This window comes from Exiguobacterium sp. s102 (assembly GCF_018618635.1).
GTDB lineage: Bacteria > Bacillota > Bacilli > Exiguobacteriales > Exiguobacteriaceae > Exiguobacterium_A > Exiguobacterium_A oxidotolerans.
Genome location: NZ_JACSML010000007.1, coordinates 79,126 through 103,656, shown reverse-complemented (window position 1 = coordinate 103,656; position 24,531 = coordinate 79,126). Strand labels below are relative to the sequence as shown.

Below are 24,531 nucleotides of genomic sequence, written 5' to 3'. Positions count from 1 at the left end.
TTAAGTACTTCTGTCTTTCTTTATGTGCCAAAAAAAGATTAATTTTAAGAAATTATAAGACAGGTTGTGAAAGGTGGAAATCTATGAAGAAAAACGCAGAAATCACAATTCAACCTTTAACGGAACAATCCATAACTATCATCAACGACACAAATGAATCGTTCCCTATCATTGGTAAAGTCCTTCCTCGTTTTTCTGACGGCATTTGGTCTTACGAAGAACAGTTATACGATACCCTATCAGAAATCCGTTTCCCGGATGACACACTGGATTGGTCTACTTATATCGACAGCAGTGAAAAAATTGTTTTGTTAGCTTTTCATGAGAACGAATGCATTGGGCAAATCCGTCTCGTCAAAGACTGGAATCGTTTGGCCTACATTGAAAATATCGCTGTCCGAAGCAGTTTTCGGAAAAGTGGCGTCGGCCATTTGTTGCTTGAAGCAGCCGAAACCTGGGCGAAGGAACAGTCGTTGATCGGCTTATCGCTTGAAGCGCAAAACGATAATTTGATTGCCTGCCGTTTTTATGCCAAAGAAGGATTTGTGCTTGGTGGGGTAGATACGCTGAAACAGTCTGCTAATCCGGAAATTGATATCACGTTGTACTGGTATAAACTGTTTGAGAAGACTAAAGGAACTGCCGATGAACAAAGATGAATTGATCGCATTAGCGGGGCAGATGTCGATTGATGAATATGTGTACGATGAAGAATGGGGTTATTCTACGAGTGAAGGGCCGCCGTCTGACTTGGCTTATGAAACAGCACGGCGTTTTCAGGATATTCAAATGCTTCCTGTGTTAATGGACCTGCTTGAACAGACTAAGCGACTAGAAATGAAACAGTATTTCTACTTTATGCTTGGGACAATTGGGATGAATACAGGTGACGTACGTGTTGCTGATTTTCTGTTAGAACGGCTGGCGCAAGAGACGAAGCCGACACTAATTGTCAGCATCCTCGATGAACTGGCGAAACAGGAACGGGTACATGACGCGACGGATATCATCCAGTATGTCGAGGATTCCCGTTCGGCTATTCGAAATTCGGCGATTGATGCACTCGGCTCCTGTCGGGGGGCTTTAGCAGAAGAGGCGTTAATTCGATTTATTACGACCTCCACCGATTCGTTTGAGATCATGAGTGCGAATTTTGTGTTGGCAACGATCGGGACGGAGCGGGTGATTCCGCATCTGTTACCGCTCCTCGATCATCCGAAAGGTGATGTCCGGCACTCGGCACTCAATGCCATCAGTGAACTAGGAGACGACTCGTTCCTGCCAATGTTTATAAAAGGTTTGGAGGATCGGTCGGTCGACGTCAAAGCATATGCGTTGCTCGGAATTGCGAAACACGGGGATGCATCCTCCATTCAGCCGGTCGTCAAACGGCTGAAGACTATGTTGAAGCGAAAGCGGCAGATTCAAAGCGACGATGGTCTGGTTGCACTGCGTTTTTTGAATCGCTATCGACAATCGGATAAGACGATTCCGGTGTTGTTTGACTGGATCATCACGAAAAGATGGGATGTCCTGTTTGACGAGGAACGACAGTGGTTGAATAAATATCGGACATCTCACTAAATGATCCGTTCAAGATGGATTGACTAAAGCACATAAAAAGAGGAGCCGGATGTTGAGTCCTGCTCCTCCTTTAGTGTTGCAGAAATCATTTGAATCACGCGACTCCTGCAGGAAAAAGCGCAAGGTGACTTGCGCTGTCAGAGACAAACAAGACCCGCTTTCCTGTCCAGAGAGGACAGGAAAACTGGCTTGTGTCTCGCCTGAGGAAAGCGCGTGAAGAAAAAGTGATTTCTTAATTCGTTTATTGTTCCAAGCCGTTCTTCTCAATGATGGCATCCGATAGGCGTAAATCCTTCCGGACATCCGCTTGTTTTTTACATAAATCAAGGTCGACTTCGCTTGTCGTCGAGACGTCATAACAGACACCGTTGCCGGCTTTTTCCGTTAAGTCCGCTTCATAATAATAGTTTTGATAACGGAACGAACCATCACGGAACGCCGTCACGTTCGGTTCATCATCGACGAGCGAGTTGCCCATCATGTAGGATGACTCGAGGTTGAGCAAGTCGACGATCGTCGGAGCAATATCGATTTGTCCGCCGTTTTCTTTGATGATCTTTCCGTCCTGTTGATTCGGTTTCTTGATGAACAGCGGGACTTGGCGATCAAGTTCGAACAGGTCGACCGGATTGTCGATTTCGGCTTTCTCCCGCAGTTCGCTGCCTTCGTTCGTCAAGCCGCTGTCGTGGTCGCCGTAAAAGATTACGAGCGCGTCATCCCATATGTTTTTCGCTTTCAATTCGTCAATCATCAGTCCGACGCCCTGGTCGACATAATGAACGGTCTGGTAATACCGTTTCAGCATCGGATCGTCGTACCCTGTTAAGTCGAGTGCGCGTTCGTCTTTTGGAATCTCATACGGCGTATGACTCGTCAAGGCGACGAGGAACGAGAAGAACGGCTCTTGTAACGTCTCCATATGTTCGATCGACTTCGTCAAAAACTGTTGATCGTTTAAGGCCATTCCGATTTCTTTGTTGTCCGGATAATCTTTATTACTGAAAAAGTGATTGAATCCGAGGTTGTCGTAAACTTTGTCCCGGTTCCAAAACCCTTTGTCGTAGGCGTGCATTGCGGCTGTGTCATAGCCGCTGTCTTTTAACAGTTGCGGTAAGGCGCCGAACTCATTGTCCGGGAAACGGGTGTAGACCGAGCCCGACTTCAACGGGTACAGCGACGTATTCGTAATGAATTCCGCATCCGACGTCCGTCCTTCGTGCGTTTGGTGATAAAACGACTCGAAGTAGAGCGACTCCTGTTTGAGTTCGTTTAAGTGCGGCGTCAGCTCCTGCCCGTTAATCGTCTGTCCGATGACGGACCCTTGGAAGGATTCCAGCTGGACCATGATGATGTTCGGTGTGTTGACAGCACCAGCCGTTTCATCCGGTGCGGATTGTTCGAGCCGTCGCCGCTCCGCTTCCGTTAACGATTCGTCCGGACTGATGGCCCGCGTGATTCCACGGGCGAGATCGACACCGTGATATCCCCAAAACCCGAGCTGGTAGTAGTCCCGCATGTCAGAAATCGACTGGTCGAGCCGCTGCTCCTGTTTGACGACGGCATAGGTGAGCGGTGCTGCGAACAGCACGATGCCGGCGAGAAAAGCGGCAACCGCCGAACGACGTTGTTGTCGCTTCGCAACAGTAAACCGTTTCTTCCGTAAGAAGATTAAAACGAGTCCGAAGATGATGCTATCTGCGAACAGGAAAAAATCGGTCGGGACGATCAGTGCCATGAAACCACTGCCGACATCACTCATCTGCAGCATTTGCGACATCAGGGAAACGGACAGTAAATCGTCAAAGTAGCGGTAATACCAAAGATCTGAGACTAACAGGAAACTATGTAGCACTAACAGACCAAGCCAAATCCAGCGCCGTTTCTTCCACTGGATGAGCAAGGTCCAGCTCGATAACAGCAACATCCCGGCCAGGTTCAACAGGACGAGCTTAAATGAAACTTCTGTGTTCGTATAAAAGCTGAAGAGTGAAAATTTCAGCATACCTAACAGTAAATAAAATGCGTAACCGAATCCGATCATCAAAGCCAACCTCCTTGTCTGTATCATCGTTGTATGATGCTATTTACCCTATAACAAAAGCGAAGGAACATCACGATGTGCTAAAAATTGTGAAATGGTATATTCGTTTATTTTATAAAATATAAAAAAGGGGTTTTGAATAATTTGGTGAATTTATTCAAAAGAACGATTTAGTAGGGGGAATAGCGATGACGAACAAAGAATTAGCGGTACGGTTTCAGACGTTCGCGGAACGCGAGTGTAAGGACTCGAGCCCTTTTTATGAGTACTTATCCCGTCACGTCGCGTGTGACACAGCGATCTTGACAATATGCCAACAGGCACGGGACGGCCAACCGGTACCGAACCTCTTGTTTGGTGCCGTCCATTATCTGTTACTAAAAGGGGTCGAGCATCCGTTAGCCCGGTATTATCCGAGTGTGACGACGGACGCCGCACCGTTCGATGAGTCATTTCCGGCTTTTCAGGATTTTTGCCGGGTCTACGAAACGGAATTGATTGAGTTGCTGACGACGCGTCTCGTCCAAACGAACGAAGTCCGGCGCTGTACCTATCTCTATCCGGTCTTCGGGATGATTCATCAAGCCGAACAGCGTCCGCTCGCGTTACTTGAAATCGGTACGAGTGCCGGTCTGCAATTGCTGTTCGACCAGTACGCATATGACTACGGAACGGGGGAGACGTTCGGAAATCCGGCGTCGCGTCTTCGTTTGACGTCGACGATCGAAGGTGAGCATGTCCCACCGCTTGCACGGACAGCACCGCCGATTGCCGAGCGAATCGGGCTTGACTTGAACACCGTTGATTTGACGGATGACGACGAACGATTATGGTTAAAGGCCTTGATTTGGACGGAACACCGTGAGCGGCTTGAACTGTTTGAACAGGCGGCACGTTACGTCGCCGAACATCCACTCGAACTGATTGAAGGGGATGGGATTCAACTCCTTGAACCATGTGCCGAGCGAATTCCGACAGCGCATATCCTCTGTATTTTCCATACCCATGTCGCAAACCAGTTACCGCTTGCACTGAAAAAAGAACTGCTCCACGTCGTCGAGCGGATTGGACAAACGCGTGACGTCTATCACCTGTACAATAACGTTCAGGACCGTTATTTGCACCTTGATCTGTACCGGGACGGGGCACTCCAGGAACAGACGATTGCTGAAACGGACGGGCACGGGCGCTGGTTCAAATGGTTGTTGCCGACTGCATCCGTTCTTCCGAACTAAGAAAAAAAGAGAAGCAGGCATCGAAGTTCAGTCACAAAAAATCTTAGGATCAAGATAAAGGCGTTTTTTTACAGACAAAATGGGAAAAGATAACCTGTACATCCATTGTCCGTCACTGTCGTAGAAAAGGAGCGATTCCATGTCTAATGTGAAATTAGCAGTCATTTACTACAGTTCGACCGGTACCAATCATCAACTCGCCACGTGGGCGAAAGAGGCAGGGGAAGCTGCCGGAGCAGAAGTCCGCCTTGCAAAAGTTAAAGAAACCGCACCGGCGGAAGCGATTGCCTCGAATCCACTTTGGCAAAAACATACGGACGCGACACGTGACGTCGAAGAAGCAACCGTCGACTTACTCGACTGGGCGGATGCGATCATCTTTAGTGTGCCGACGCGTTATGGACATGTCCCGGGTCAATTCCAACAATTCCTTGATACGACGGGAGGACTTTGGGGACAAGGAAAACTTGTCGATAAAGTCGTCAGTGCAATGTCTTCTGCACAAAACCCGCATGGTGGTCAGGAAACGACCGTCCTTGCCGTCTATGCGACGATGTTCCACTGGGGTGCAATCGTTGCGGCACCTGGCTATTCGGATCCGGTGCTGTTTGCAGCAGGAGGGAACCCGTACGGAACGACGGTCACCGTCGACCAGGAAGGGAAGATGGTTGAGTCAGTTGAACCTGCCGTCCGTCATCAAGCAAAACGGACAGTCGAAGTGGCGAGCCGTCTCCTGAAGTAAGAGCGCAAATTCAAGCAATCAAAAAAGGACGATCGATAGCGTTTATCGATTGTCCTTTTTGTATGAAGTGTGTAGTTGAAATCAAGCATTCGGATGGCGCAATGGCAAGTCGACGGTGAAAGTCGATCCTTCACCTTCGATGGATTCGACGTGGATTTCACCGTCATGAGCACGGGCGATTTCGCGACAAATCGATAGACCCAGTCCAGTTCCGCCGATTTTGCGTGTATCCGAGTTATCGACCCGGTAGAATTTTTGGAATAATTCACCCATCGCAGAAGTCGGAATCCCGATTCCGTGGTCACGAATCGCGACGGAAGCCTGCGTATCGCGAACCGCTAATTCGATATCGATGGCTCCGCCGGCCGGTGAATATTTGATGGCATTGTTGATTAGGTTCCCGAACAATTGACGGATTTTTTTCGCATCGCCTTCGATTAACAGATGCGTTACATCGTGTGAGACGGTAATCACATGAGTCGTCGAAGAGAGACCGTGGAATTGTTTCAGGTCTTCAATCAGTTCGACTAAATCAAACGATTCAAACTCATATTCCTGCCGGTCTGCTTCCATCCGTTGTAAATCCAGGAAATCGTTAATCAGTAGAGATAAGCGTTTTGTCTCTGAGTGAACGGCTTCGAGGTAAGTCTTTTGCCGCTTCGGTGACAGCTCACGTTCAATCATCAATTCGGTAAATCCGTAAATCGATGACAAGGGTGTCCGTAATTCGTGCGAAATCGTTGAAACGAGTTCATTTTTTAAACGATCGATTTCGACTTCGTTCGTGACGTCACGCATAACGAGCATGATGCCACGGAACTGACCACCGTAGTGGATTTTTTCAGAATACGTTTTGATGAAACGTTTTTCCTGATCGATCGAGAACAGGATACCTTCACCGGTTTTGTGCTCAATAAAGGTTTGATGCAAATAACGCTCAAACTCAGGCAGTTGGTCAACCCGGTATTTTAAATTGACGATTGATTCATCAATATCAAGCAACCAGTCGACTTCCGAATCTTGTTCGATTGAATGGTTGAATAGATCAAGTAACGGCCGGTTAATTAACTGATTGGAGCCGTCCGGTTCAATGTAGACGACGGACTCACGGATTGAGTTTAGAAGACGGGATGTCTTCTCACGTTCACGGTCAATCTCATCAAACGTTCGCATCCGAAGCAGGGATAGGGCGAGTTGACGTGAGAAGGTCGCAAGTTCTTCTTGTTCTTGTTTGTTGAAGGCCATGTCTAGACGCATTAAATAGATATAGGCAATGATTTCATCCGTACTCGGATCAAGAACCGGAGTAACGGCTAAGGCGCGTTCAGCATTTTGTGCCGTATGCGGTATCTTATCACGGCGCGCTTGACGGATTAATGGTTCAATCGTCGCGATCAAGGTGTCCTGTTCTTGATCTGTCATCGCGTGCGAGATGATATTGGTTACAGTCGTTCCTTCTTTAAAGATAAGTGATCCATGCGTCGACCCTGTAATTTCAACCATTTTTTCGATGACAGCAGGATAAGCCGTCACGGAGTCACGGGAAGCAAGCGTCTCTGTCAGTTGGTTCCGTATTTTTAGTAATGCTTCATTGCGTAACGTCACTTTGAGTGCTTGTTCCAAGTTATCGTTCGTCGACATCAGGCGATGCTTGTTATCAATCAGGGCGGATGCCATCTGATGAAACGATTTACTAAGTTCGCCGATTTCGTCAGAGCGTTCAATCGGAATCAGTGGTGCTGTATGTTGTCCTTGCGCGAGCAATTTACTTTCTTTACTCAGCAGTTGAATTTGACGCGTCGTCCGTTCGATGAAAGGACGAACGAGGAGTAACACGACGAGAAACAGGACTGCTAGGTTGATTAACCAGATCCAACCGGCGTATTTCGTCTGTTGAACGAGTTGGTCTTTTGCTGTTGCTTCCTTTGCGTTTAAGCTGTTTCGGTAACTTGTAAAGACACTTTCCATCGTGTTGACACTCGTGCGCATCGTTTCGCTATCGGAAGCATCCATTTTAAATTTCCGGTCAGGGTCTGACGGAATGTCTGGCATCATTGCTTTTAAACTCGGCATCTCAAGAAACGTTTCATCAATCGCTCCTGACTGTTTCGCTTGGACGTAACGGATGAGACTCGGCATGACGAATTTCGTATACGACGTATAGAGCGATCGGATGTCAGTCGCATAAATTTGATCAGCTTCATAAATCCGATTTTGTTCGAACCATTTCGTCTGGCGCTCGAGTGATGCTTGTTTCGACTCGATCACATCCATGACGGCGTCATCTCCGAAGACGACATAGCCCCTGACTTCATACTGAAGCGACTGCCATGTATCCCAGAGCTTCGTCGCGCGGTCTTCTCTGGTGCTGATATCGTCAATCCTACTTTCGGCATTAGCGACTTGATGATTTGTATAAAAGTAAGCAGCAATCGAGGTCGTTGAAAGTACAAGTAAGATAAGATAAAAAGCGAACATGATTTGCCGACTGATTTTTTTATTTAACCATTTATTCATATAATTTTTAAATGCTCCTTTACGTCAGCGTATATATGCATTAGATGTAACTTGTGTACATATTTTTCTTATCATAATCGTACATTTTTTAGACTTAAAAATATAGAAGAAAAATTAAAATATCTTTAATATGAGAAATTAACATTAGAAAAGACATACTGATTGACAGTATGCCTGAGCGTAGAATTGAACTTAGTTAAGTTAGTGTTTTACTTGAATGGCTTGGGTGAAGTGACCGGATCATGCTTCTGCGACGACGACCTTCCCAATCGTCTTCCCACTTTCGACGAGACGATGGGCTTCTTTTAAGTTTGCTGCATTGATGTCGGTCAAGGTTTTCGTGACCGTCGTTTCTAACTCCTCTGCATCGATCCACGCCGCGACTTGCGTCAAGATATCGTGTTGGCGCATCATGTCAGGCGTTTGGAACAGGGACCGGGTGAACATGAATTCCCAGACGAAGTTCGCACTCTTCTGTTGCAAGGCACTTAAATCAAGCAATTTGTCGGTCTCGACGATGCTGCAAATACTTCCTTGCGGCGCAATGACATCGACCATCGCTTCAAAATGCTGATCGGTCGCATTCAAACAAAAGATGTAGTCGACGTACGAATAGCCGAGTGCTTCCAGTTGCGGGCGGAAGTCCTCATGGTGGTTGATCGTATGGTGTGCCCCGTGTGCTTTCGCCCAGTCGATCGTTTCACTGCGCGAAGCCGTCCCGATGACGGTCAGTCCGGCTTTGTTCGCGAGTTGCGTCGCGATGGAACCGACACCTCCGGCTGCACCGACGATTAAAATCGTCTTGTCGAGGTTCGACTTGGCGTCAAACGAGATATGGAGGCGATCGGTTAATGCTTCGTATGCCGTTAGTGTCGTCAGTGGTAAGGCTGCTGCTTCAGCAAACGTCAACCGTTCCGGTTTTTTTGCGACGATCCGCTCGTCGACGAGTTGGAACGTACTGTTTGATCCCGGACGATCGATGGCACCGGCATAATAGACTTCGTCACCGACTTCGAACCGCCCGACGTCATTCCCGACTTCGACAATGATTCCGGCAGCATCGTAACCGATGACTTTCGGTTCTGTTTCATCTTGACCATGTGCCCGGACTTTCGTATCGACCGGATTGACGGAAACGGCTTTGACTTCGACGAGTACATCATGACCAGTCGCTTCCGGACGTGGCAGTTCAAGATCAATCAAACTATTCTCTTCTGTAATCGGCAAGTGTTGGTGAAATCCAACGGCTTTCATCTGTGTCATCTGTCGTCATCCTTTCCTGTTTCAGGTATCTCTTCAAAATGTTCCACCGTGTAGCTGAAATGAAACGTCTACAGAAAGAAGGAAACGCTAACGCTTTGAATGCTAATTGTGCGTCAACAAAAAAGCCCCATCGATCAGACGACGCATTTAAAGATGCGCAGCCGTATGAGTAAGGGGCTTTTTGAACGAGTATTATAATGCAGGTGTTTTTGTCGGGGCGACTCCAGTAGTTGCGTAAGCCGCATCGATGTCTTGGCGGATTTTTTTGATCGGTGTTTCTTGTTGGTAGGCGACGATGGATTGTGCCGCGATATCGAGACATGTGCCGCATGTGATGCCGTGTGTCGTCCACGTCGTTTCACCTGCTGCTGTCTGATCGGCGATGAAACAGTCATAGTTACTCGTATGACCGGCCGTTTCGCCGCATCCGCAGTAACACGGCATTTTTTCAAGTAAGTCTTGATGCTTGGCGACGGCAAGATAAATCGTTTGGATCGATTCATCGGTTTCTTTTAAGAAAGCGGGTGCAATCGTCTTGGCACTCGTTTTTTCGAGTTGATCCCCTGCACCGTGCGTCTCGTGCTCTGCATGTTCTGTGCTCATCTGCTTGTCTGTATGTTGTTCCGCTGGGGCACAAGCGCCGAGCGCTAGACTTGCCGTCAACGTTAGTGTAAACCAACGTACTTGTCGTTTCATGAACTTCCCTCCAAATCGATTTCCTCTATCAGTCAGTATACCGTGTCGTTTAATCGATTTGAGAGGGGGATGATGACGATTTAATGACTAGCTCATTTCAATTGTTGTTCAATCGTATCGAAGTTCGCTTCCATCATCGTCAAATAGGTCGATCCGTCTTTTCCTTCGGCACCGAGTGAATCGGTGTAGAGCGTACCACCGATCGGGACGCCGGTTTCACGCGAGACAGTTTCCATGCTCCGACGATCGACGCTCGTTTCGACGAACAGGACGGGAATCTCTTGTTGTTTAATCAAGTCGACGACGCGGCGAACTTGATCCGGCGTCCCTTGGTTATCTGAATTGATTTCCCAAATGTAATCGGCTTTAAAATCGTAAGCATCGCTAAAGTATTTAAAAGCACCTTCGCTCGTAATCAGGTGACGTTGTTCTTCCGGTATCCGGGCAAAGCGTTCTTTTGCTCGCGTATCGAGTGTTTCAAGTTCTTGAATATAGGACGATGCATTTTTTTCATAATCAGCTTTATGTTCCGGGTCTTCTTTAATGAGACCGTCTTTGACATTTTCGACATACTGAATTCCGTTTTGAAGATCGAGCCATGCATGGGGATCGGTTTCCTGTTCTTTCCCTTTAGATGTCAGGTACTTCGGATCGACACCTTGACTCAGTTCATAGACAGGAGCATCTTTATCGTCTTTGTTCGTACTTGAACGTAATTTGTTGAACCATGAACCTCCAGCTTCAAGGTTGAGTCCGTTGTAAAAGACGACATCGGCATCTGCCATTTTTCGAACATCCGTCGGAAGTGGGTCATATTCATGCGGGTTTGCTCCGATTTTGACCATACTATGGACCTCGACGTGTTCACCGCCGACGACGCGGGCCATGTCCTCTAAAATCGAATAGGTCGTGACGACCTGAAGTTTATCGTTGTCTGTTGATTCACTTGAACATCCAGCGAGTAGCGCGCTGAGACCGACGAGTGGAATGAGCGTTTTTAATTTCATGAAGCAACCTCCTTTGTTGATGTTTTCCATTTCCGCATCAAACCGTGGCGCGGGGAAAAAATGAAGACGAGCGCAAACAATGCGGTTGCGACGAGAACAATCGACGCACCGGAAGACAGATTGTACGTGAAGCTCAAGTAAAGACCGATGATGGCGGAAATCGTTCCGAAGCTGGCCGACAGGAAAATCATCCGTGAGAGCCGGTTCGTCAACAGATAGGCTGTCGCAGCAGGCGTAATCAGCATCGCGACGACGAGAATGATGCCGACGGTCTGTAAGGAGGCGACCGTGACGAGCGTCAACATCATCATCAGTAAATAATGGATGAATCGTGTCGAAAGACCGTAGGCAGCTGCCATCGTCGGGTCGAACGAGGTCACGAGTAATTCCTTGTAAAAGAGATAAATGCCACCGAGGACGATGATACCGATGATGAGGGTCATCCACATATCACTCGGACGGACGGCGAGCACGTTACCGAACAGGATGTGGTACAGGTCGCTGCTACTGCGTAAAAATGAAATCAGGATAATCCCGAGAGCGAAGGCGGACGTGAAGAGAATGCCGATCGCTGTATCATTCTTGATACGACTGTTTTGGCTGACGAATCCAATCCCGAGTGCCGTCAGCAGACCCGTTGCGACCGCTCCGATGAAGAAGTTGATTCCAAGCAAGTAGGAAATCGCGACACCGGGTAAGACGGCGTGCGAAATCGCGTCGCCCATCAAAGACATGCCGCGCAGAATGATGAAACATCCGATCACGCCGCAAATCACACCGACCATGATGGACGTGATGAGTGCTTTTTGTAAAAAATCGTATTGAAAAATCGCTTCGATGAAATTCATGAGGAGACCTCCGCTTTCTTCAAGAAGGCAAGTGGATTCCCGTAAGCCCCTTCAATCGTATCTGCTTGCAAGACCTCTTCCGGTCGACCGTACGCGATTGCCGTCTTGTTAAGGAGTAATAATTCGTCAAAATAATCAGCTGCCTTACTCAAATCGTGATGGACGACGATGATCGTTTTGCCTTCGTCACGCAACGTGCGCAGGAGATCGATGATGACACGTTCACTGACGACATCGACACCGACGAACGGTTCGTCGAGTAATAAAAGTTCAGCTTCCTGTGCGAGCGCACGAGCTAAGAAGACCCGTTGTTGCTGTCCACCAGACAGTTCACCGATTTGGCGGTCGGCGAACTCGCTCATGCCGACGCGTTCGAGACAAGCACTCGCAAAAGCGCGGTGGTGTTTGTTCGGTCGTTTGAACAACCCGAGCTTCGGATAACAACCGATCAGTACGGCATCGAGGACACGAATCGGAAAATCCCAATCGATGGCACTCCGTTGTGGGACATAGGCGATTTGAGTTCGCGTCGCATCAATCGTTTGTCCGAGCAGGGTGATTTTTTTAGCTTGCGCAGGAATCAACTCCATTAAGGCTTTGATGAACGTTGATTTCCCGGCCCCGTTCGGACCGATGATGCCGACGAGCTGACCGGATAAAATGTTTAACGACACATCTTCAAGTGCCGTCGTCTCAAAATAGGAGACAGATAATTGTTCTACTTCTATGGCGTACATCGTACATGCTCCTTTCAAATTTTAATGAAGGTATAAAAAGTTTCCTTAGGGCAAAAAAAGAACTAAAAAAATTAGATTGCATAAAGTCATGTATCATTCGTTAAACTATAAATGTTTCCTTAGGGCAAACTTTAACGGGTTTGTCTGCAAATGTCAACTGGATTCAAAGGGGGGAGCTTTTGAACATCTCATGCTAAGATATAGAAGGAGAAAACGTGGGGGTGGTAACGTGAGTCAGTCGAATGAACAACAGTGGAAGTTATTGTTGCTGGATGCGCTGTTAAAAGAGCGTCGTGAACAAGCACAACAAGCGATTGAGGAAGTCTATCCATATGACTTAGCAAAGCTTTATGTTGAGCTAGAACCAGTCGAGCAAGAACGGCTGCTTCGTTATCTCAATCACGAGCGTTTAGCAGATGTCATTGAGGAACTTGAGCTTGAAAAACAATTAGAAGTCTTGCGTCGACTCGATGTCGAACATGCAGGTCACGTAATGGACTTGATGGAAAACGATGATTTAGTTGACCTCTTAGAAGAGCTGCAAGAAGAGGAAGTCGACCGCCTTCTGTCCGGTATGCGTCAGGATGAAGCGCTCGTCGTCCGAAACCTGCTGACCTATCCAGTCGAGACAGCCGGTCGCTTGATGACAAACCGTTTTATTTGGGTTTCGGAAGACTTCACGGTCGGAGAGACCGTCGAAAAGATGCGTGACTATATCGAGTATTCGGAAACGATTAATTATGTCTACGTCGTCAATCAGTTGAGTGAACTCGTCGGTGTCATCTCATACCGGAATTTAATTCTTGCGAATAATGCCGAGCAGATTGGTGACGTCATGGATCAAAAAGTCATCCGTGTATCGGCTGAAACCGATCAGGAAGATGTCGCGAAGATGTTCGAACGCTATGACCTCGTTTCGTTACCTGTCGTCGAAGGCGATGTACTCGTCGGTCTGATTACGGTCGATGATGCGTTAGATGTTTTACGGGAAGAAGCGAATGAGGACATCGAGAAGCTGGCAGCGTCCGGTAAGTCGATTGATTTTGAGACGAAACCACTGATTGCCGCAACACGTCGGTTGCCTTGGTTGATTTTATTACTGTTCATCGGCCTCGTTTCCGGTTCGATCATCAGTCAGTTTGAGGAGACACTATCGAAAGTCGTTGCGCTCGCCTTCTTCATGCCGATGATTGCCGGGATGACCGGAAACACAGGAACGCAATCACTTGCGGTCGTTGTCCGGGGGTTGATTACACGGGAAGTCGACAAAAAGGTCGTTACGCGTTTGATTTTACGGGAATTCCGCGTCGGTTTAATCATCGGGGTGACGTGTGGAATTTTAATCGCCATCATTGCCTATGTCTGGCAGGGAAATCCGATTCTTGGTCTCGTCGTCGGTAGTTCGTTAATCATCACGTTGATTTTCGGAACGCTCGCCGGGACAATCATTCCGCTGATTTTGCACCGGTTGAAGATTGACCCGGCGATTGCCTCGGGTCCACTCATTACGACGCTCAATGACATCTTGTCGTTACTCGTTTATTTCGGGATTGCGACTGCCTTTATCAATCATTTGATGTGAAACATTGAAGAAGCACGCCTGACGATTTGTCAGGCGTGCTTCTTTCGTGTAGACAAAGTTGTAGTCGTGAAAGGAGAGCGTCGTTCATTTCGTTGCTTTCCCCGCAGGAGTCAACGAAACATGATGCTTTTTAGGCGTGTCGCTTTGAAGACGAGAAAGCGCTATAAGGCAGTATACCTACATGAACTCTTCGACCTCGATAAGCGATACATCGCCTGAATCAAGGTGTCATCCGTGTCCAAACAGCGAGCGGACCGATATCATCAAATCCGGCTTCGAGTGCTGTGATCAGTTGATCGCCATACTCGTAGCCAACGATTCGTTGCCCGGGAAAATGGGCTGAACTGAGCCGAATGACATCGTCCCATAAGCGCTCGTCTAGATAATCCGATGTTAAATGCGAAAGTCCCGTCGTCTGTCCGTTCGAAAAAGCGATAAAGGCAGCTTGTTGTTGATCGGAGAAAAACAGGCGGACCTCTTTTCGATTGAATAGGTCACGTGGTAAGTCATGGACGTCGACGAGTTTGAAAAACTGTTCTGCAAGCCGCACGTTTGTCACGACCGTCCAGTCAGGCGGCAGGGCCAGACGATCATAAATCGGTTGGCGTGCAATCCACTCTGCTGTAAAGAGATGAGTCAGACCGTCTTTTGAAAAATCATAGCTCGCCGTACAATCTTTGATACTGCTTGCTGTATCGAACGTCAAGTGTTGATGGGGCGTCCGAATCATCACTTCTGGATACAGTGCAGGCACGTCTCCGGTCGCAATCCATTGATCGTCCGTTTCCTTTACGGTACAGCCGTGGAGCTCACAGATGAGCCGACACCAGTCGAAGTTGTTTTGAATCGCGGCTTGTCGCATCGGACGTTCTCCCTTCATCAATCTTCGTCGGGTTGCTTAATCAATACGTACGAGAGGGTAGCAATCAAGGTCAGGAACAGACCGCATCCAATCGTAATGTAGGCCATCGTGAAGATTTTACTAAGTGTCGTCGTCGGGACGAACGTCGGGTGACCGATCGTACTGAGCGTCGTGATGCAGAAATAGAGAGCATCGACGATCGATAAATTTTCTTCGGTGCTATAGAAAATTGTTCCGGAAACTAACGTCAACAAACAGAGGAACAGGAGTCCCTGGAAATAAGAAATCTGAAACGCTCGTCGAATGCCTTTGAACAACCGTGAAAAAATCGCTAAAAATGAAATCATACAAATCTCCTTAATGCTGACGCAATGTTTTGTCCATCGTATCATGAATCCGGTAATCATTTTTACCGTTGTTTTTGACGTCATACATCGCCTGGTCTGCATGGTGAATCAATGTATCAAGGTTGATCCCGTGGTCAGGTGAAAAACTGATCCCGATACTCGTTCGGATGTCGATTAATTCTTCAGCTAGCGTGAAAGGATTGACTTGGAACCGCTCGAGCAAGGACGTCGCGAAGTGGTGCAGCTGTTCTGGTGTCTGGTCATAGAGCAATAAGAAAAATTCATCGCCTCCGACACGTGCCGCAAATCCGATTTCTGCAACATGTTCTTCTAGCAGCTGTGCGATGTGAATTAAATATTCATCACCGATTTGATGACCGAACGTATCGTTGATCGCTTTGAATCCGTCGAGATCGACGACGGCAATCGAGCAACTCGCGTGTTGTAAGAGTTCCGCCGCGGCTGTTTCGTAAAAGCTGCGTCGGTTCGGAATCTTCGTCAAGGGATCGTTATAGGCGAAGAAACGAATCGCTTGTTCCGCCTCTTTCGAAGTTTGAATGTCACGAATGAGCAACATCCCATGCAGTTCTTGTTCGATGAAAACGAAATCCCCATCCATGACGACATACCGTTCCTGTTTTTGAATCGTCGCGACTTTCGTTTCGTATTCGATGAATTGATTAGAAGAGTCAAAGTGGTGTGTGTAATGTTCGAGCCAGTCCGTTCGCTTGTTTTGCGGCAAGTAATCAAGGAACGACTGTCCGACGAGTTCCGTTTCTTCGAGCAGTTGATAGGCGGCCGGATTAGCACTTTCGATGACGCCACTGCGGTCTAGAAGAACGATGGCTGACGGGTTCAAGTTGTAGAGTGTCGCGAAGCGTGTTTGATAAGAAGCCAAGAAATCAAATCGACGCATTGACATCGTGATGGCAGCCGCCCAAAAGAGTCCGCCATACATATACGCATACGGTGGGATCTTGCCGTAAAACGAAAAGTAACCGAACAAAATGTTCCAGATGAGTGTGAGCGAAGCAGCGAAAATCAGTAAGGTGATAATCCCCCGCCGCGCATCGTTTAATTGTTTGCGTGTATAAACAAGTAACGTGAAGACCAAGGTGTGAAACACGTTTCCGACGGTGATTGTAATTAAATAAGATGAATTGAATTCTGGGTAGATGAACAGACCGACTTGTTCAAAACGTTGGCTGTTGATGACATTCGTTTGAAAGAGATAAGTTACGAGGACGATGAGCATCGGTGCATAAAAAATCCCGGGATACAAAAAACGGGGGATTTTTTTTCGAAGATTTGAGACACGAAAGATAAAGTGAAGAGACGTACTAAATACAAGTAATCCGGCATTTCCGAACCAGTACGTCACGAAAGCCGGACTCATTTCAATCGGCGAAGCATTTCGGAAAAATTCGCCTAAGAACATCATCCCGTAAGCAAATGTGAACAGACTTAACAGGCGGTGTTCCGCTCGTTTCGGATTGCGTAAGAAAATGTCGACGGACATATAAAACATGATGAACGTGGGTAGTAGATAAACCGCGGTAAACAAAAATAATGTCGTCATGACAAGACCGCCCTTTCTAAGCTGTAGGTATATAGTCTCAGTATAGGACGTCTGACGAGAGGATGACGGCGTTTTTTTTACAAGAGGGAAATCATTCAAGATTTAATGTCAATTGACGTGTCTTCATGATACCGATTAATCCAGACGGATCGGCAGATGTCTTATGCGCGACGAAAGCCTCGTCGACCGGTGTCGTGCGGACGCGCAACGGTTTTGGTTCTTTCATGTGGACGAGGGCATAAACCAACTCAGCGATTTCACACGATGCTTGGCGCGTCGCATGGTGTTTCCGGTACAGACGTAAATAATTTTCGACGATTGGTTTAAAATCATCCTCATGCAAGCCGCCTGACTGCTCGAGCTGGTCAAGAACGTTTGCCGTGAAGTTCGTCTCGACGGCACCGGGCTCAATCAGTGTCACATCAATTGAAAAGAACGGTTTGTAATAGGTCGCGAGGCTTTCGAGTAAACCTTCGACGGCAAATTTGCTCGCACAATAAATTTCATTGAGTGGTTGTCCGACGAGTCCGCTCGTACTTGAAGTCGCGAGCAAGTGACTCCCGTGCGGTGCCGCTTTTAACAGGGGCAGACACTGTTCAATCGTTCGCATCACGCCAAAGACGTTCGTCTCAAACAGTTGGTTGATCTCATAACTCGTCGCCTGCCCGATTGCCCGCAGTAAGCCTTGGCCGGCATTACAAAACAAGACATCGAGATGACCGACCTCTTGTTCGATTTGGTGAGAAGCTGCTTTCAAACTTTTCGTATCCGTGACATCAAGTGTAATGAAGCGAAGGTGAGTGGAACTAAAGTCTTCAAGTGTTTCCGTTCGTTCGCGTACCCCCGCGTAAACTGTCCATCCGGATTCAGCAAAGCGACGAGCTGTCGCTAATCCGATTCCTGACGAGGCACCCGTAATTAACATGGATTTCATATCGTCGTCCCTCCTTATCTAATGTGGCATTAGTTTCCTTTACCCGAATCTGGATACGTTTTATTTGCATTAAAATTGCAATTTTTAATGAAAAAAATTAAAATAAAGGAAAGAATTGAATATAAGGAAGGTGCTTTATGGGTCAAGCAGAACGATTACAAAAGATGCGTGAATGGATTAAGACGACGCCGGAGCTGACGCTCGATCAACTGGTCGAAACGTATCAAATTTCGCGGGATACAGCACGGCGTGACATCATTCAACTGGAAAGTGAAGGCGATATCATTCGCATCAAAAACGGGCTTGTTCGTGCGGGGGCGAAGCGCACCTTGAAGTACGATCAACGGACGGAGCAACCAGAGAAAGAACGGATTGCAAAACGGGCCTCGATGCGAATCAAGCAGGATGACCGGATTGTACTCGATGCGGCGACGACGGTCGCGAAGATGACGGCGTATATTCCGTTCTATTCCTTACAGGTCATCACCAATTCACTCGAAATCGCGGAGCAAATCGGCGAACGGGCAAACGTCGACTTGTATGTCACGGGTGGTAAGTTCGATCCGCATGCGAAGAGTCTCGTCGGTATCAAAACAGCGGATGACATCCTGCATTATCAAGTCGACCGCGTGTTTCTCGGAGCGTGTGGACTGACAAGTGAAGGGGTGTTCGCAGAAAATTTAGAAGAAGCGATTGTCAAAAAGGCGATGATTCGGAGCGGGGCAGAAGTGATCGTCTTAGCCGATCGGACGAAGTTTGACAAACGTTTTTTCCATAAAGTCTGTAGCTTAGAACAACTCGATGTCCTGATTACGAACGAGCGCCCATCTGCGGATTGGGAAGAACGACTACATCAAGCAGACGTCACGATTGAAGTGGCGAAGGAGGAATTGACATGACACCGATTCAAACCACGATTGTCGGATTCGGCTTTTCAGCTGTAACGTTCCATGCCCCGTTACTCGAGGCGTTACCCGAATTCCATGTGCGACAAGTCGTCTCACGTGACGCAGGAAAAGTCCACCGTGTCTTTCCGGAAGCGCGTGTCGTTACGACGCTCGACGAGGCCTTGCACGATCAAGCGACAGAGCTCGTCGTCATTACGACGCCGACAGGTCTTCATTTCGAGATGGCGAAGCAAGCAATCGAAGCAAACAAACATGTCTTACTCGAAAAACCGGCCGTTGTTACGATTGAGGAAGGGGAGGGGCTACTGGCACTTGCCGAACAACATCGGGTGCATGTCGCCGTGTATCACAACCGTCGCTATGACGGTGACTTCCTGACGGTCGAGCAATTGATAGAAGCCAATGAAATCGGTGATTGGCAACTTCTCGAGTCACGTTTTGACCGTTACCGTCCGGTCGTCCGTGACCGCTGGCGGGAGAAGCAGGGAGCGGGTTCCGGCATCTTGTTTGATCTCGGTTCCCATTTGATTGACCAAGCGCTTGCCTTGTTCGGTGAACCGGACGAATTGACGGGTGACGTCTTGATGCAACGTGACGGGGCAGAGACGGATGACGGCTTCCATATCACGCTGCACTATGGCAAACGCCGGGTGATTCTTCGCTCGACATCGTTCGTTCAAGGACCGACACCACGTTTTGAGTTGCACGGTACGCGGGGAAGCTATGTGAAATACGGGATGGACCCGCAAGAAGCGCGACTTGCTTCAGGGCGGGAAGCGGACGGGACATTAGGTGAGGACGACCCGGAGGACTTTGGTCATCTGCAGCTGGCAGAACAGGCAGCAGAACGGCTGGAAACGCTATCCGGAAACTACCTCGGCTATTACCGCGACTTAGCGGACGGGTTAGCGACAGGACGACTGCCGGTCGACTTGCATGATGCTTTGAAGACAATGAAGCTGATCGAAGCCGTCCGCAAAAGCAGTGAAGATGGGCGGACGATCTGTCGGAAGGAGTGGGACAGATGAACATCGAAACTTTACTCGAACAAGAACAACAGCTCGTCTTGACGAGTTTGACGAATCAAGAGGCGATTGCTGCCGGACAATACGTCATTGAGCGGGCACTGCGCGAAGAGTTAGCGGTTGCCGTCGAAATCAAACGCAATGGGCAACGTCTCTATTACGCGGCACTCGAAGGAACGGCTCCCGATCAAGAAGAATGGATTCGCCGTAAATCAAACGTCGTCACCCGTCACGGACATAGCTCGCTCTACATGCGTGTCTACAATAAACTGAAACAACGGTCCTACCATACGATGTACGCCGTTGCGCCAGGCGATTATGCGGATGCGGGGGGATCGTTTCCGATTCGGGTCGCAGGCGTCGGGATCATCGGTACACTGACCGTGTCAGGGTTGTCGCAAGAGGCCGATCATCAATTAGCGATCGATGCGTTGACTTTTTTAAAACAACGAATGGCGTAAGGAAAAACCGTGTCCCCGATTCAGGGAACACGGTCTTTTCGATTGTTAAAAATAAAAAATGTTTCTTATATCTGTTTCCGATTGTTCGATTTTACTAGTTCGTGGGTGACTTTCTCACCGGATGCAGGTACGAATCCGAGGCGCCGATAAAAACCATCTGCGGCATCAGAGAAGAGTACGAGCCGGTCGTAACTTAAGAAAGCTTCCCGAATCATTTTCTCGAGTAAGCTCGTTCCGACTCCTTTGGACCGTGCTTCAGGTAAAACATAGACGTGGCGAATCCGGCCGGTCGAAGCTTCGTGCGGTTGTTTCGTATAACCACCACAGGCGATGGGTTGCCCCATCGGCGAAAGAACGATGAATAGCGCCTCACCGGTCTCTTGAAAGGTTTCATCGCGACGATTTCGTAACATGTACTCAATAAATTGAAATCCTTCCTGCGAGCTTTTCGCAAGTAAAGGCAACCAATTATAGCTGTCAAAATCGTTTACTCGTTCAACTGTCATCTCCATCGTCAATTCCTCCTTCTTCTCCCTCCATTATTCCTTTTTTAGTGAGGACAGAAACACAAAAATGAAGCAAATTAATCTTTTTTCGAATAGAGACTGGATTTTTAAAAGCCATTTTGCGTATAATGAGAAGTAATGGATTGAACGCAAATGAAAGGAAGTGGCCGTCACAATGAGCCTCAGCCGTTTGAGTAAAGAAAAAATTACTGAACTTTCACTGATTGAATTCGTCAATGAAATGCTTCAAGAAGCTGGCGAACAGCCAATCACTTTCGATGACATCACGAAAGAAATTGAAAAGTATCATTCGTTTACAGGTGAAGAAGACAAGTTCGAGAAACTTGCTCAACTCTATACAGACATGAACATCGACGGAAACTTCGTTAACGTCGGAGCAAACCGTTGGTCACTCCGTGCTTGGTATCCGTTTGATAAATCAGACGAGGATCTCGTCATCGAAGCACGTCAACGTGGTGAACTCGATGAGTTCGAAGAAGAGTTCAACTATGACGCAGAAGAAGATGAATTCGAGACGATCGAAGATGACCTCGATACATTTGCGAAGACAGCGGACTATGATTCAGCTGACGACACAGAAGACGATTCTTTCAAGAAAGTTGCAGCAATCGACGATCTTGAAGATGATTTAGAAGAAGACGATCTCGAAGACTTCGAGGACGATGAAGAAGAAGTATAAACAACCGTACAGCTGCGATTTCGAGTAAGAAATCGTAGTTTTTTCATTGACGGCTGACTAAGGACGAAAGATTTTTATTTGTTAAAAATCTGCTTGACGAAGTTTTCGGAATGACGTAAGTTAGTCATGGGCTTCTTTAAGCAACGTGCTTAATTTCAGCAAAAGTGTCTCCTGCAAATGGGGGCACTTTTGCTTTTTTTATTTTATTAGACCTCTGCTAGATTTTTGGACTTGAGAAGGGAGCATTTTATTCATGACAAAGTATATTTTCGTAACCGGTGGGGTAGTATCTTCGCTTGGAAAAGGAATCACGGCTGCTTCACTCGCACGGTTGCTCAAAAACCGTGGTCTGAACGTCACGATTCAAAAATTTGACCCATACATCAACATCGATCCAGGTACGATGAGCCCATATCAACACGGTGAAGTATTCGTAACGGATGATGGCGCTGAGACCGATCTTGATTTAGGTCACTACGAGCGTTTCATCGACATCAACTTGAGCCAAAACGCAAACGTGACATCCGGTCGCATCTATTCGACAGTTCTCAAAAAAGAGCGTCGCGGTGATTACAACGGTGGAACGGTTCAGGTCATTCCGCACATCACGAATGAAATCAAGGATCGTGTCTTCCGTGCCGGTAAAGAGACAGGCGCAGATGTCGTCATCACGGAGATTGGTGGAACAGTAGGGGATATCGAGTCGCTTCCGTTCATCGAAGCCATTCGCCAAGTCAAGAACGATATCGGAAAAGAAAACGTCATGTATGTTCACTGTACGCTCGTCCCGTATCTTGCAGCAGCAGGTGAATTGAAAACGAAACCGACACAACACAGTGTCAAAGAACTCCGCAGCTACGGAATTCAGCCGGATATTATCGTGCTTCGTTCAGAGCATGCGGTCCCGCAAGAAATGAAAGATAAAATCGCACTCTTCTGTGATACACGTCCGGAAGCCGTCATCGAAGCACAAGATGCATCGACATTATACGAAGTACCGCTCAACTTGCAACGTCAAGGCATGGATCAACTCGTTTGCGATTACTTCAAGTTCGATACACCGTCAGCTGACATGACAGCGTGGAAGCAACTCGTCCATACGGTGACGCATCTTGAGAAGAAAACGAAGATTGCACTCGTCGGAAAATACGTTGAGCTCCGTGACGCGTACATCTCAGTTGCTGAATCGCTCAAACACGCCGGTTTCGCCTTCAATAGTGACATCGACATCGACTGGATCAATGCAGAAGACGTGACGCGTGAAAACGTCGCCGAATTACTTGGTTCAGCAGATGGAATTCTCGTTCCAGGCGGATTCGGAGAACGCGGCATCGAAGGAAAAATCGAAGCGACGCGTTTCGCACGTGAAAACAACGTTCCGTTCTTCGGCATCTGTCTCGGCATGCAGCTTGCAACAGTCGAATTCGCACGTAACGTCTTGAACCTCGAAGGGGCACACTCGGCTGAAATTGACCCGTCGACACCATATCCGATCATCGACTTGCTCCCTGAACAAAAGGACATCGAAGATCTCGGTGGAACGCTTCGTCTCGGTCTGTACCCGTGTAAGCTTGAAGAAGGTTCAAAAGCACGTGCGGCGTATTCGAGCGAGCTTGTCTACGAACGTCACCGTCACCGTTACGAGTTCGGGAACGAGTTCCGTGAGCAGTTCGAAGCGAACGGCATGATTTTCTCGGGTACGAGTCCGGACGGCCGTCTCGTTGAAATCATCGAGATTCCAGAACATAAATGGTTCGTCGCGTGTCAGTTCCACCCGGAATTGATTTCACGTCCAGAACGTCCGCAAGCACTCTTCCATGACTTCATCCGAGCGTCACTTGGAGAATAAGAAGTAGGACGAGCAAATCAACCCCCTGTCTCCAAGCGGAAACAGGGGGTTTTGGCGTGTAGACAAACTCTTATGAAGCGTCAAGAGTCTGCATGAGCTTGCTGTCATGACAAGCTTTCCTGTCTCGACTCGTCTTCAAAACGTCTGCATCACTTGTCTTTCCCTACGATATTGCCTAAAAAGCGTTTTTTTTCGTTTTTGCCGCTGCTAGCGCGAAATCGCATCTTTCCCTGTAGGAGTCACAGGCTACGAATCTATGATTGTGAAGGGGACATATCTCTAAAATTTCAATGATTCCGTAGTTTAAGGACGCTTTTTAAATTTATCTGCTATAATGATAGCGAATTCATTCCTACAAATTTAAGTGGAAGGTGTAGATAGCGATGACCGCCAAGTATAAGCAAGTTGCAGAACAAATCGAGACGGATATCGTAAATCACGTCTATCAACATACAAACAAGTTGCTCACAGAAGACGAATACGCGACAAAATATGGAATCAGCCGTAATACTGTCCGAAAAGCGATTGAGATTCTTGTGAATAAAGGATATGTCTATCAAGTACAAGGGAGTGGGGTGTTCGTTCGGGATCATTACAACAGCGATTATGTGAATCTCGAAAAACTCCAAGGATTGACTAGTGACTTTAGTGGACGGAAAGTCGAGACGCGTGTCCTTGCGTTTGAGCAGACGACAGCAAACGAAGAAGTTGCAGAACGAATGAAGTGTCCGGTCGGAACACCCGTTTATTACGTCAAGCGTCTTCGTCTGGTCGACGATCATCCTTTTTCAGTCGAGGATTCCTATTTTCGTAAAAGTTTAGTCATTTACCTTGATGAAAACATTATTCAGAAATCAATTTATAACTATTTACGTAATGATCAAAAACTCGCGATTGGCTTTGCTGATCGCGTCATCTATGCTGATTTTTTGAAATCAGATGACGCAGTATTACTCGAGCTAAAAGAAGATGATCCAGCCTTGCTCGTCGACAACACTGTGTATTTAACGAATGGTCAAATCTTTGACGTATCACGTGCTACACATCATTTTCGACATGTCAAAATGCTTAAAGTCTCCAATATCAAATCATGAACGTAGGCGAGAGA

General features: G+C 47.5%; 23 protein-coding genes. 11 read left to right on the top strand and 12 right to left on the bottom strand.

The genetic code is table 11. From position 1 onward, the window contains the following. Positions 1-83 precede the first annotated feature (83 nt). Together KNQ02_RS14100 and KNQ02_RS14095 are read left to right on the top strand one after the other, a co-directional pair. Positions 84-659, top strand: coding sequence for a GNAT family N-acetyltransferase (locus KNQ02_RS14100; RefSeq protein ID WP_088838023.1), 576 nt, complete (start codon positions 84-86; stop codon positions 657-659). Continuing rightward, complete coding sequence (locus KNQ02_RS14095) at positions 646-1,584, top strand: HEAT repeat domain-containing protein (RefSeq protein ID WP_214767833.1); 939 nt, start codon at positions 646-648, stop codon at positions 1,582-1,584. Before KNQ02_RS14100 ends, KNQ02_RS14095 begins: the two co-directional genes overlap by 14 nt. A gap of 241 nt (positions 1,585-1,825) precedes the next feature. Here the strand turns inward: KNQ02_RS14095 and KNQ02_RS14090 are convergent, their stop codons facing one another. Next, entirely contained in the window at positions 1,826-3,625 is a 1,800-nt protein-coding gene (locus KNQ02_RS14090) for an LTA synthase family protein (protein WP_214808928.1), read from the bottom strand. Between the two features lie 188 nt (positions 3,626-3,813). On the opposite strand from KNQ02_RS14090, the gene KNQ02_RS14085 reads away from it, so the two are divergent. Next, positions 3,814-4,860, top strand: coding sequence for a DUF2332 domain-containing protein (locus KNQ02_RS14085; protein WP_214770940.1), 1,047 nt, complete (start codon positions 3,814-3,816; stop codon positions 4,858-4,860). Between the two features lie 139 nt (positions 4,861-4,999). Then, on the top strand, positions 5,000-5,602 hold the full coding sequence (gene wrbA / locus KNQ02_RS14080; protein WP_088838019.1) for an NAD(P)H:quinone oxidoreductase: 603 nt from the start codon (positions 5,000-5,002) through the stop codon (positions 5,600-5,602). An 81-nt stretch (positions 5,603-5,683) separates the two neighbouring features. On the opposite strand, the gene KNQ02_RS14075 is transcribed toward wrbA, so the two are convergent. From KNQ02_RS14075 to KNQ02_RS14050, 6 genes are all read right to left on the bottom strand, one after another. After that, positions 5,684-8,119, bottom strand: a complete 2,436-nt coding sequence (locus KNQ02_RS14075) for a HAMP domain-containing sensor histidine kinase (RefSeq protein WP_088838018.1) — start codon at positions 8,117-8,119, stop codon at positions 5,684-5,686. A 240-nt stretch (positions 8,120-8,359) separates the two neighbouring features. Then, positions 8,360-9,382 carry a zinc-binding alcohol dehydrogenase family protein gene (locus tag KNQ02_RS14070; protein WP_214808925.1) on the bottom strand — a complete coding sequence of 341 codons (1,023 nt, stop codon included), beginning with the start codon at positions 9,380-9,382 and terminating at the stop codon, positions 8,360-8,362. Between the two features lie 192 nt (positions 9,383-9,574). Beyond that, positions 9,575-10,078: a PCYCGC domain-containing protein gene (locus KNQ02_RS14065; RefSeq protein ID WP_214808923.1), complete on the bottom strand. Its 504-nt coding sequence runs from the start codon at positions 10,076-10,078 to the stop codon at positions 9,575-9,577. A 92-nt stretch (positions 10,079-10,170) separates the two neighbouring features. After that, positions 10,171-11,085 (bottom strand): metal ABC transporter substrate-binding protein, encoded by a 915-nt coding sequence (locus tag KNQ02_RS14060; RefSeq protein ID WP_088838015.1) that lies wholly within the window; start codon positions 11,083-11,085, stop codon positions 10,171-10,173. Further along, positions 11,082-11,933, bottom strand: coding sequence for a metal ABC transporter permease (locus tag KNQ02_RS14055; protein ID WP_029331835.1), 852 nt, complete (start codon positions 11,931-11,933; stop codon positions 11,082-11,084). The genes KNQ02_RS14060 and KNQ02_RS14055 overlap by 4 nt, the downstream gene beginning before the upstream one ends. Beyond that, positions 11,930-12,670, bottom strand: coding sequence for a metal ABC transporter ATP-binding protein (locus tag KNQ02_RS14050; RefSeq protein ID WP_214808921.1), 741 nt, complete (start codon positions 12,668-12,670; stop codon positions 11,930-11,932). The genes KNQ02_RS14055 and KNQ02_RS14050 overlap by 4 nt, the downstream gene beginning before the upstream one ends. Positions 12,671-12,899: 229 nt before the next feature. On the opposite strand from KNQ02_RS14050, the gene mgtE reads away from it, so the two are divergent. Then, positions 12,900-14,252, top strand: a complete 1,353-nt coding sequence (mgtE, locus tag KNQ02_RS14045; protein WP_214808919.1) for a magnesium transporter — start codon at positions 12,900-12,902, stop codon at positions 14,250-14,252. 220 nt (positions 14,253-14,472) lie between these two features. On the opposite strand, the gene KNQ02_RS14040 is transcribed toward mgtE, so the two are convergent. From KNQ02_RS14040 to KNQ02_RS14025, 4 genes are all read right to left on the bottom strand, one after another. Next, positions 14,473-15,114 (bottom strand): hypothetical protein, encoded by a 642-nt coding sequence (locus tag KNQ02_RS14040; protein WP_088838011.1) that lies wholly within the window; start codon positions 15,112-15,114, stop codon positions 14,473-14,475. Positions 15,115-15,131: 17 nt separating this feature from the next. Further along, entirely contained in the window at positions 15,132-15,461 is a 330-nt protein-coding gene (locus tag KNQ02_RS14035) for a potassium channel family protein (RefSeq protein WP_029331830.1), read from the bottom strand. 10 nt (positions 15,462-15,471) lie between these two features. Continuing rightward, on the bottom strand, positions 15,472-17,040 hold the full coding sequence (locus KNQ02_RS14030; RefSeq protein ID WP_214808918.1) for a GGDEF domain-containing protein: 1,569 nt from the start codon (positions 17,038-17,040) through the stop codon (positions 15,472-15,474). A gap of 91 nt (positions 17,041-17,131) precedes the next feature. Beyond that, complete coding sequence (locus KNQ02_RS14025; RefSeq protein WP_088838009.1) at positions 17,132-17,974, bottom strand: SDR family NAD(P)-dependent oxidoreductase; 843 nt, start codon at positions 17,972-17,974, stop codon at positions 17,132-17,134. Positions 17,975-18,111: 137 nt separating this feature from the next. On the opposite strand from KNQ02_RS14025, the gene KNQ02_RS14020 reads away from it, so the two are divergent. The 3 genes from KNQ02_RS14020 to KNQ02_RS14010 are packed head-to-tail and all read left to right on the top strand — an operon-like array spanning position 18,112 to position 20,368. After that, positions 18,112-18,873, top strand: a complete 762-nt coding sequence (locus KNQ02_RS14020; protein ID WP_088838008.1) for a DeoR/GlpR family DNA-binding transcription regulator — start codon at positions 18,112-18,114, stop codon at positions 18,871-18,873. After that, positions 18,870-19,910 (top strand): oxidoreductase, encoded by a 1,041-nt coding sequence (locus KNQ02_RS14015; protein ID WP_214808915.1) that lies wholly within the window; start codon positions 18,870-18,872, stop codon positions 19,908-19,910. Before KNQ02_RS14020 ends, KNQ02_RS14015 begins: the two co-directional genes overlap by 4 nt. Continuing rightward, positions 19,907-20,368, top strand: coding sequence for a heme-degrading domain-containing protein (locus KNQ02_RS14010; protein ID WP_088838006.1), 462 nt, complete (start codon positions 19,907-19,909; stop codon positions 20,366-20,368). The genes KNQ02_RS14015 and KNQ02_RS14010 overlap by 4 nt, the downstream gene beginning before the upstream one ends. Before the next feature lie 65 nt (positions 20,369-20,433). Here KNQ02_RS14010 and KNQ02_RS14005 read toward each other — a convergent pair whose 3' ends face one another. Continuing rightward, a complete protein-coding gene (locus KNQ02_RS14005) occupies positions 20,434-20,880 on the bottom strand; it encodes a GNAT family N-acetyltransferase (protein WP_088838005.1) in 447 nt (148 codons plus the stop codon). A gap of 169 nt (positions 20,881-21,049) precedes the next feature. On the opposite strand from KNQ02_RS14005, the gene rpoE reads away from it, so the two are divergent. The 3 genes from rpoE to KNQ02_RS13990 all read left to right on the top strand — a co-directional run bounded on the left by rpoE (position 21,050) and on the right by KNQ02_RS13990 (position 24,517). Continuing rightward, positions 21,050-21,574, top strand: a complete 525-nt coding sequence (gene rpoE, locus KNQ02_RS14000; RefSeq protein ID WP_029331815.1) for a DNA-directed RNA polymerase subunit delta — start codon at positions 21,050-21,052, stop codon at positions 21,572-21,574. 253 nt (positions 21,575-21,827) lie between these two features. After that, complete coding sequence (locus KNQ02_RS13995; protein WP_029331814.1) at positions 21,828-23,423, top strand: CTP synthase; 1,596 nt, start codon at positions 21,828-21,830, stop codon at positions 23,421-23,423. Between the two features lie 383 nt (positions 23,424-23,806). Then, complete coding sequence (locus tag KNQ02_RS13990; RefSeq protein WP_029331813.1) at positions 23,807-24,517, top strand: GntR family transcriptional regulator; 711 nt, start codon at positions 23,807-23,809, stop codon at positions 24,515-24,517. Positions 24,518-24,531: the final 14 nt, after the last annotated feature.